General features: G+C 67.8%; 1 protein-coding gene. It reads right to left on the minus strand.

Annotated elements, in window-relative coordinates:
* A partial coding sequence (locus JWQ81_RS44550) for a type I polyketide synthase (protein WP_297551698.1) occupies nucleotides 1-10,162 on the minus strand: 10,162 nt, incomplete at both ends.

Below are 10,162 nucleotides of genomic sequence, written 5' to 3' on the forward strand. Positions count from 1 at the left end.
TGCCGCATCGCCATGACCATCTTGATGACACCGGCGACACCAGCAGCCGCCTGCGTGTGCCCGATGTTCGACTTGATCGACCCCAGCAACAGCGGAGTCTCACGATCCTGACCGTAAGTCGCCAGCAACGCCTGCGCCTCAATCGGATCACCCAGAGTCGTACCGGTGCCATGAGCCTCGACCACATCCACATCGGACGTGGACAGACCAGCACTCGCCAAAGCCTGACGGATCACCCGCTGCTGCGACGGACCATTCGGAGCAGTCAACCCATTCGACGCACCATCCTGATTCACCGCGGAACCACGAACGACGGCCAGCACTTCGTGCCCGTTGCGCCGAGCATCCGAAAGACGCTCCAACACCAACAGGCCGATACCTTCGCCCCAACCGACACCGTCCGCCGCATCCGCGAACGGCTTCGACCGGCCGTCAGCGGAAAGCCCGCGCTGCCGGGAGAACTCGACGAATGTGCCCGGTGAGGACATCACGGTGACACCGCCTGCGAGCGCCAACGAGCATTCACCGGCACGCAGTGCCTGCATCGCCCAGTGCAACGCCACCAGCGAGGACGAACACGCCGTGTCCACCGTCACGGCCGGACCCTCGAGTCCGAGCGTGTACGAAACACGGCCGGAAGCCACGCTCGGCGAGCTGCCGGTGCCTCGCTGGCCCTCGAAATCGTCACCGCCGAGAAGCTGCCCGTAGTCGTTGTACATCACACCCGCGAAAACACCGGTCTGACTGCCGCGCAGCGATACCGGGTCGATTCCCGCGCGCTCAAGGGCTTCCCACGAAGCCTGCAGCAGCAGCCGCTGCTGCGAGTCCGTGGCCAGCGCCTCGCGCGGGCTCATGCCGAAGAATTCGGGGTCGAACTCGCCCGCGTTGTGCAGGAACCCGCCCGACCGCGTATACGACGTGCCGACGCTGTCCGGGTCGGGGTTGTAGATGGCTTCGACGTCCCAGCCGCGATCGGCCGGGAAGTCCGAGATGGCATCGGTGCCGTCGAACACCAGGCGCCACAGTTCCTCCGGCGAGCTGACGCCCCCGGGGTAGCGGCAGGACATGCCGACGATCACGATCGGATCGTCGATCGTGGAGCCCATCGGCGGCAGCTGAGTCGGCAGCTGCGCCACCGGCTGCGTGTCCGCGCCGAGCAGTTCCTCACGCAGGTATCCGGCCAGCACCATGGTCGTCGGGTAGTCGAACACCAGCGTCGCGGGCAGCCGCAGGCCGGTGACCGCGCCGAGGCGGTTGCGCAGCTCCACGGCCGTCAGTGAGTCGAACCCGAGGTCCCGGAACGCCCGGTTCGGATCGATGGTCTCGGCGCCCCCATGCCTGAGCACGGAAGCCACTTCGACCCGGACAAGCTCCAGCAAGGCGTCGAGCCGCTCCACCTCACCGAGCGCCGAGAGCCGCCGCACCAGGGTGACCGAGGTTTCGGAGCCGGCCACCGAACGACGCGACCGCGTCCGGATCAGGCCGCGCAGCAACGGCGGGACCTCACCCTGACCACGCAACACCGTCAGATCCATCCGCAGGGGCAGCACCACTGCTTCCTCGGCGGCAACCGCCGCGTCGAACAGCGCGAGCCCCTGGGCGACCGACAGCGGTGGCATGCCGGGACGCGCCAGCCGCGCCATGTCCACTTCGGACAGAGTGCCGGTCAGCCCGACCGTCTGGTCCCAGGCGCCCCACGCCATCGACACGCCGGGCAGACCCAGTGCCCGTCGATGCTGTACCAAGGCGTCCAGGAATGCGTTACCCGCGGCGTAGTTGCCTTGTCCGGGGTTGCCGAACGTGCCGGCCGCGGACGAGAACACCGCGAATACCTTGAGATCCTTGGTGAGCTCATGCAGGTGCCATGCCGCGTCCACCTTCGGACGCAGTACCGCACCCATCCGCTCCGGCGTCAGCGACCCGATGACACCGTCGTCGAGCACTCCAGCGGTGTGCACAACCGCCGAGATCTCGTGCTGCGACAACACCTCGGCCAAAGCGGCACGGTCCGCCACATCACAGGCCACCACGGCGACGTCGGCACCCTCACCGGTCAACTCGGCGACAAGCTCGTCGGCACCTTCAGCGGCGAGACCACGGCGGCTCAGCAGCACCAGGCTCCGCACCCCGCGCGTAACGAGATGCCGAGCCAGAATCCCGCCCAATCCGCCGGTGCCACCGGTGATCAGCACGGTGCCGTCGACATCCCACGCCACCGGCTCCTGCGGGGCCACGCGTGCCAGGCGAGGCGCCAGCACGGCACCGTTCCGGATCGCGAGCTGCGGCTCCTCCGTAAGCAGTGCCTGTGCGACAGCCGCACCCTCGGCGTCGAGATCCACCAGGCCGAACCGTCCCGGGTTCTCCGCCTGTGCCGAACGCACAAGACCCCACACCGCGGCCCCGGCCAAGTCGCCACCGGATACCGCGCCACGCGTCACGAACACCAGCCGCGAGTCGGCGAAACGCTCTTCGGCCAGCCACTGCTGCATGAGGCCCAAGACTTCGGACGTTTCCGCGTGGACGGATTCCACGCTATCGCCGTCACCCGCGACCGAGAACACCACCGCGTCCGGCACCTCGTCGCCGAGCGACGCCAGATCCGGCACCACCACGTCGGCCAGGCCGAACATGTCCGGCCCGACGACGGTCACTGTCTGTCCTGCCGCGGCCGGCAGCGTCACGGAGGTCCAGTCCACACCGAACAGCGAGTCTCGCTCGACGGCGTCGGCCTCGGTGAGCTGTTCTGCCGAGATGGCCCGCAGCACCAACGACTCGATCGACGCGACCAGTTCGCCCGCGGTGTCCGCGACCGCGATCTCCATGGAGTCGCCTGTCGGCCGCAGTCGCACCCGCACTGAAGACGCGCCCGTGGCATGTAGCGACACGCCCTCCCAGGCGAACGGCAGACCGCCCTGATCGCCTCCGCCGAAGCCGGCGGCGTGCAGGACGGCGTCCAGCAGTGCCGGGTGCAACCCGAACCCGCTGCCGTCGATGTCCTCGGGCAGGCTGACCTCGGCGAAGACCTCTTCCCCACTGCGCCAGACGGCCTTCAGGCCCTGGAACACCGGGCCGTACTCGAACCCCGCCTCCGCGAACCGCTCGTAACACCCGTCCACGTCAACGGATTCGGCCCCGGCCGGGGGCCATACGGTCGTGTCGAACGACGTGGACAAAACACCCGTGGCGAGGAAACCGGTCGCATGCTGAGTCCACGGCAGCTCGCCCGCTCCCTCGAGCCGCGAGTGGATGCCGATCGTGCGGCGACCGTTGTCCTCGGGGACTCCGACGCGCAGTTGCAGTTGCACGGCGCCCTGTTCGGGCATGACCAGCGGTGCGGCCAGCGTGAGCTCGTCGATCCGGTCGCAGCCGACCTCGTCACCGGCACGGATGGCCAGTTCCACGAACGCGGTGCCCGGCAACAGCATCCGGCCCATCACTACGTGGTCGGCCAGCCACGGGTGTGACCGCAGGGACAACCTGCTGGTGAACAAGTACCCGTCGGCACCCGTGAGCTCCACGGTGGCGCCGAGCAGCGGGTGGTCCGTGGCTTCCAGGCCGGCCGCGCCGACGTCTCCGACCGGGGCTCCCCCGGACGGCCAGAACCGCTGACGCTGGAAAGCGTAGGTCGGCAGGTCGATCCGACGCGCACCGCGTCCTTCGAAGAACTCCTGCCAGCCGATCTTCACACCGTTGACGTGCAGCGTCGCGAGCGCGGTCACCATAGCGATCTCTTCGGAGCGGTCCTTGCGCAGCACGGGTACCACCACAGCACTGGTGGCCACAGACTCCGCTGCCATCGCCGACAGCACACCGTCGGGGCCGAGCTCCAGGAACGTGCTCACACCGGAGTCACTCAAGGTGCGCAGGGCATCGGCGAACCGCACGGTGCCGCGAACGTGGTTCACCCAGTACTCAGGCGAAGTGACATCCCCGGAGGTCACGATCGGGATACGCGGAGCCTCGAACGTCAGACCCTCGACGACAGCGCGGAAGTCATCCAGCATCGGATCCATCAACGGCGAGTGGAACGCGTGCGACACCGACAGACGCCGGTGCTTCCAGTGCCCAGCCAGCGCCAGAACTTCTTCCTCCGCGCCGGAAACCACCACCGACGACGGCCCATTGATCGCCGCGATCGACACGCGATCGGTCAGCAGGGGAAGTACTTCGGTCTCGCTCGCCTGAACGGCCACCATCGCGCCACCGGTCGGCAGCTCCTGCATCAACCGAGCCCTGGCAGCCACCAAAGCGCAAGCGTCTTCAAGTGACAACACACCAGCCACGTGAGCCGCCGCGATCTCACCGATCGAATGCCCAGCCAGGAAGTCCGGCCGCACACCCCACGACTCCACCAGGCGATACAGCGCGACCTCGATCGCGAACAACGCCGGCTGCGTGACACCGGTGTCGTTCAACGTATCGGCGTCATCGCCCCACACGACATCTGTCAGCGGCAGGTCCAGATACAAATCAAGCTCCGCCGCGGCAGCATCGAATGCCTCGGCGAACACCGGGAACCGGTCGTGCAGCTCCTTGCCCATACCGAGACGCTGCGACCCCTGTCCGGCGAACAGGAAGGCCAGCGATCCGTCGCCGGCGGTACCCCGCGCGATCTCCGAAACACCCTCCGGCGTCGACAGCAACACCGCCCGGTGGTCGAACATCGACCGGGACGTCACCAACGAGAACCCGACGTCGACCGGCGACTGTCCGTCCACAAACGACCGAAGGTGGTTCGCCTGGCCGTCCAATGTCGAGGCGGACTTCGCCGACAGCACCCACGGAACCGGGCCTTCTTCGCGCGTTCCGCGCGGGGCGAGGTCGCTCGGGTCGCCCTGCTCAATAAGGACGTGCGCGTTGGTGCCACTCACCCCGAACGACGACACGCCGGCGCGGCGGGGACGGTCGGTCTCCGGCCAGTCGGTGTGCTCAGTGAGCAGTTCGACCGACCCGGCCTCCCAGTCCACATGCGACGACGGGGCGTCCACATGCAGCGTTCTCGGTAGTACACCGTGCCGCATCGCCATGACCATCTTGATGACACCGGCGACACCGGCAGCCGCCTGCGTGTGCCCGATGTTCGACTTGATCGACCCCAGCAACAGCGGAGTCTCGCGGTCCTGACCGTAGGTCGCCAGCAGCGCCTGCGCCTCGATCGGGTCGCCGAGCGTGGTTCCGGTGCCGTGTCCTTCGACAGCGTCCACATCGGACGGAGAAAGACCAGCAGTCGCCAGCGCCTGGCGGATGACTCGTTGCTGTGACGGGCCGTTCGGGGCAGTCAGGCCGTTCGACGCGCCGTCCTGGTTGATCGCGCTTCCACGCACGACGGCCAGCACCTCGTGCCCATTGCGCCGGGCGTCGGACAACCGCTCCAGCAGGAGCAGACCGACGCCTTCGGACCAGCCCACGCCGTCCGCGGAGTCGGAGAACGCCCGGCACCGGCCGTCGACGGAAAGACCGCGCTGCCGGGAGAAGCCGACAAACGCGTTCGGGGTGGCCATCACGGTCACACCACCAGCCAGCGCCAGCGTGCACTCACCCTGCCGCAGTGCCTGTGCGGCAAGGTGCAACGCGACCAGCGAGGACGAACACGCCGTGTCCACCGTCACCGCCGGGCCCTCGAAGCCCAGCGTGTAGGAAATCCGGCCCGACGCGATGCTTCCCGAACTGCCCTGGCCCTGGTAACCCTCGGAGCCTTCACCGGTGAGAAGCAGGCCGTAGTCGTTGTACATCACCCCGGCGAACACGCCGGTTTGGCTGCCCCGCAGCGAAGCGGGGTCGATTCCGGCCCGCTCCAGCACCTCCCACGAAGCCTCCAGCAGCAGCCGCTGCTGAGAGTCGGTGGCCAGCGCTTCACGCGGGGACATGCCGAAGAAGTCCGGGTCGAACTCGCCCGCGTTGTGCAGGAACCCACCCGAGCGCGTGTACGAGGTTCCGGCGTGGTCAGGATCGGGGTTGTAGAGACCTGCCAGGTCCCAGCCACGGTCACCGGGGAACTCCGAGATGGCGTCCGTGCCGTCGAGCACCAGGTTCCACAGGTCCTCCGGCGAGCCGACGCCGCCGGGGTAGCGGCAGGACATGCCCACGATCACGATCGGGTCGTCCGCGGTCGCAACCGTCGTCGGCAACTGCGACACCGCGATGGTGTCCGCGCCGAACAGTTCCTCGCGAAGGTACCCGGCCAGCACCATCGACGTCGGGTAGTCGAACACAAGCGTGGCGGGCAGCCGGAGACCGGAAACCGTGTCCACGCGGTTGCGCAGTTCGACAGCGGTTAGCGAGTCGAAGCCGAGATCCCGGAAGGCCCGGTTCGGGTCCACGGTGGTCGCGCCCGCACGTCCCAGCACCATCGCGACTTCTGTCCGTACCAGCTCGAGCAGCGCCTCCGCACGCTCTTCGTCGCCGAGCACCGACAGTCGCTGCACAAGGCCTGCCGCGGCGTCCGAGCCGGCGACCAGCCGCCGTGCCCGAGTACGGATCAGGCCGCGCAGCAGTGGCGGAACCTCGCCCTGACCGCGCAGCACGGGCAGATCCAGCCGTACCGGCAGCACGACGGGCTGTTCGGAGCCGATCGCCGTGTCGAAGAGTGCGAGGCCCTGCTCGACGGACAGCGGAGGCATGCCAGAACGCGTCATCCGGGCCATGTCCGTCTCGGACAGGCTGCCGGTCAGGCCGGCGCTCTGGTCCCATGCGCCCCACGCCAGCGACACACCCGGCAGACCGAGTCCGCGCCTGTGCTCGACAAGCGCGTCCAGGAAGGTGTTACCCGCCGCGTAGTTGCCCTGCCCAGGGGTTCCGATTGTGCCCGCTGCGGAAGAGAACACCGCGAAGACCTTGACGTCCGGCAAAAGCTCATGCAGGTGCCACGCGGCGTCCACCTTCGGCCGCAACACAGTGTCCAACCGCTCAGCGGTCAGCGACCCGATCACACCGTCATCGAGCACACCAGCGGTATGCACCACCGCGGTAATCTCGTGCCGCGACAACTCATCCGCCAACGCGGAACGGTCCGCGACGTCACAAGCCGCAACCGTCACGTCGGCACCCTGAGCAGTCAAGTCCGCGACGAGGTCCTCAGCACCTTCGGCGGCAAGGCCGCGACGGCTGAGCAGCACCAGGTTCCGCACACCCCGTCCGACGAGGTGGCGAGCGAGGACTCCGCCCAGACCACCGGTGCCACCGGTGATCAACACGGTCCCTTCGGCATCCCACGTCACCGGCTCGTGCGGGGTCGCCCGCGCCAACCTGGCCGCGAGTACTTCGCCGTCGCGGATCACCAGCTGTGGCTCGTCGATCACGAGCGCCCGGGGCATCAGCTCATCGGAATCCACATCCAACAGGCCGAACCGGCCCGGGTTCTCGGACTGCCCCGAACGCACCAGGCCCCAGACGGCCGACGCGGCGAGGTCGTGACCGGATACCGCACCACGCGTCACGAACACCAGCCGCGAGCTTTCGAACCGCTCGTCGGCCAGCCACTGCTGCATGCGTGTCAGCACCTGAGCGGTCACAGCGTGCGTGGACTCCACCACGTCGCCGTCGCCGGCGAGATAGCACACCACCACCGCCGGGACCTCGGCGGGGATCCGGCCCAACTCGATGACCGGAACTGTCGTCTCGGGAACCGCGATGGGCGTCCACTCCACGCTGAACAGGGAGTCCCGCCCGACCGCACCGGCCTCACTGAACTGTTCGGCCGACACGGCCCGCACCGCAAGCGACTCGACCGAGGCCACCAGCGAACCGTCGGCGTCCGCGACGGCGATCGACATCGCGCCGTCGCCGGACGGGGACAACCGCACCCGCACCGCCGAAGCACCGCTCGCGTGCAGCGACACACCTTCCCAGGAGAACGGCAACCCGCCCTGCTTGATCACGCCGAACCCGGCCGCGTGCAGCACTGCGTCCAACAGCGCGGGGTGCAAGCCGAACTTTTCGCCTTCGGCGCCTTCAGGCAGTGCGACGTCGCCGAAGACGTCCTGCCCGACGCGCCATACTGCCCGCAGGCCCTGGAACACCGGGCCGTATTCGAATCCCCCTTCGGCGAACCGCTCGTAGCAACCGTCCAGGTCAACGGACTCGGCACCGGCCGGGGGCCAGACCGTGGTATCGAATGATGTCGTACGCGCCCCGGTGGCCAGGAAACCGGTCGCATGCTGAGTCCAGGACAGCTCCCCCGCACCCTCAAGCCGCGAGTGGATGCCGATCGGGCGTCGGCCGGACTCGTCTGGTGCGTCGAGCACGACCTGCAACTGGACGGCGGTCTCCTCGGCCAGGATCAATGGCGCGGCGAGCGTCAACTCTTCGACCCGGTCGCAACCGACTTCGTCGCCCGCACGGATCGCCAGCTCCACGAACGCCGTGCCCGGCAGGAGAACCTGACCCAGGATGACGTGGTCGGCCAGCCACGGATGCGAGCGAATCGACAGTCTGCTGGTGAACAGGAAGCCGTTCGAACCGGCGAGTTCCACCCCGGCGCCCAACAGCGGATGCCCGGTGGCGGAGAGGCCGAGACCAGCCGCGTCCCCGGAGCGCACCACAGTCGGAGGCCAGTACCACTCGGTCTGGAAAGCGTACGTTGGCAGGTCGATCCGACGCGCACCCAGCCCGCCGAAGAACCTCGGCCAGTCGACCTTCACACCGTTCACGTGCAGGCGAGCCAACGCCGTCACCGCACTGAGTTCCTCGGACCGGTCCTTGCGCAGCACCGGCACCACCACGGCCTCCGGCGGCAAAGACTCCGCCGCCATCGCCGACAGCACACCGTCCGGACCCAACTCCAGGAAGGAACCCACACCAGAGCCACTCAAGGTGCGCAGCGAATCCGCGAAACGCACGGTGTCACGGACGTGGCTCACCCAGTACTCCGACGACGTCACATCACCAGACGCCACAATCGGAATACGCGGAGCGGCAAAGCTCAGGCCCTCCACCACCGCACGGAAATCATCCAGCATCGGATCCATCAACGACGAATGGAACGCATGCGACACCGACAACCGCTTGTGCTTCCACCGCCCCGCGAGGGCCAGCACCGCATCCTCCACCCCGGACAGTACGATCGATGTCGGCCCATTGACCGCCGCGATCGACACACCAGCGGTCAACAGCGGCAGAACCTCGTCCTCGGTCGCCTGAACAGCCACCATCGCACCACCAGCCGGCAACGCCTGCATCAACCGAGCCCGCGCCAACACCAACGTGCAGGCATCCTCCAGCGACAACACCCCAGCCACATGCGCAGCCGCGATCTCACCCACCGAATGCCCAGCCAAGAAGTCCGGCCTGATACCCCACGACTCCACCAAACGGAACAACGCGACCTCGATCGCGAACAACGCCGGCTGAGCCATACCCGTCTCGTTCAACAACTCCTGATCATCAGGCAACTCAACACCCAACTGCCCGACCACCGCATCGAAGGCCTCAGCGAAGACCGGGAACAGAGCGGCCAACTCCCAACCCATACCCACCCGCTGCGATCCCTGACCCGAGAACAACACCGCTAACGGACCCGCGACAGCAACACCCCTGGCAACCTCCGACACGCCCTCGTCAGTAGCCAGCAGCACCGCCCGGTGATCGAAACTCGTGCGAGTGGACACCAGCGAGAACCCGACGTCAACCGGCGACTGACCATCCACAAAGGACTTCAGCTTGCCGGCCTGCGCGTCCAGTGCTCCCTCGGACTTCGCCGACAGCACCCACGGAACGACCGCGGGCACAACCCGTGACTCCGCCGCCACGACCACCACGGCGGGCGGCTGCTCGATCACCACATGCGCGTTGGTGCCACTCACGCCGAACGACGAGACACCAGCGCGTCGGGGACGGTCGTCACGCGGCCAATCGGTCTGCTCGGTAAGCAACTCGACTGCGCCGGCCTCCCAGTCAACGTGGGACGAGGGAACGTCCGCGCGCAGCGTCCGCGGCAGCTTGTCGTGCCGCATAGCCATGACCATCTTGATCACACCCGCGACGCCTGACGCGGCCTGCGAGTGTCCGATGTTCGACTTGATCGACCCGAGCAGCAGCGGCGTTTCACGGTCCTGGCCGTAGGTGGCCAGCAGCGCCTGCGCCTCAATCGGATCGCCCAGCGTGGTGCCCGTGCCGTGCGCCTCGACAACGTCCACATCGGACGGCACGAGACCGGCGCCTGCCA

This window comes from Amycolatopsis sp. (assembly GCF_025464955.1).
Lineage (GTDB): Bacteria > Actinomycetota > Actinomycetes > Mycobacteriales > Pseudonocardiaceae > Amycolatopsis.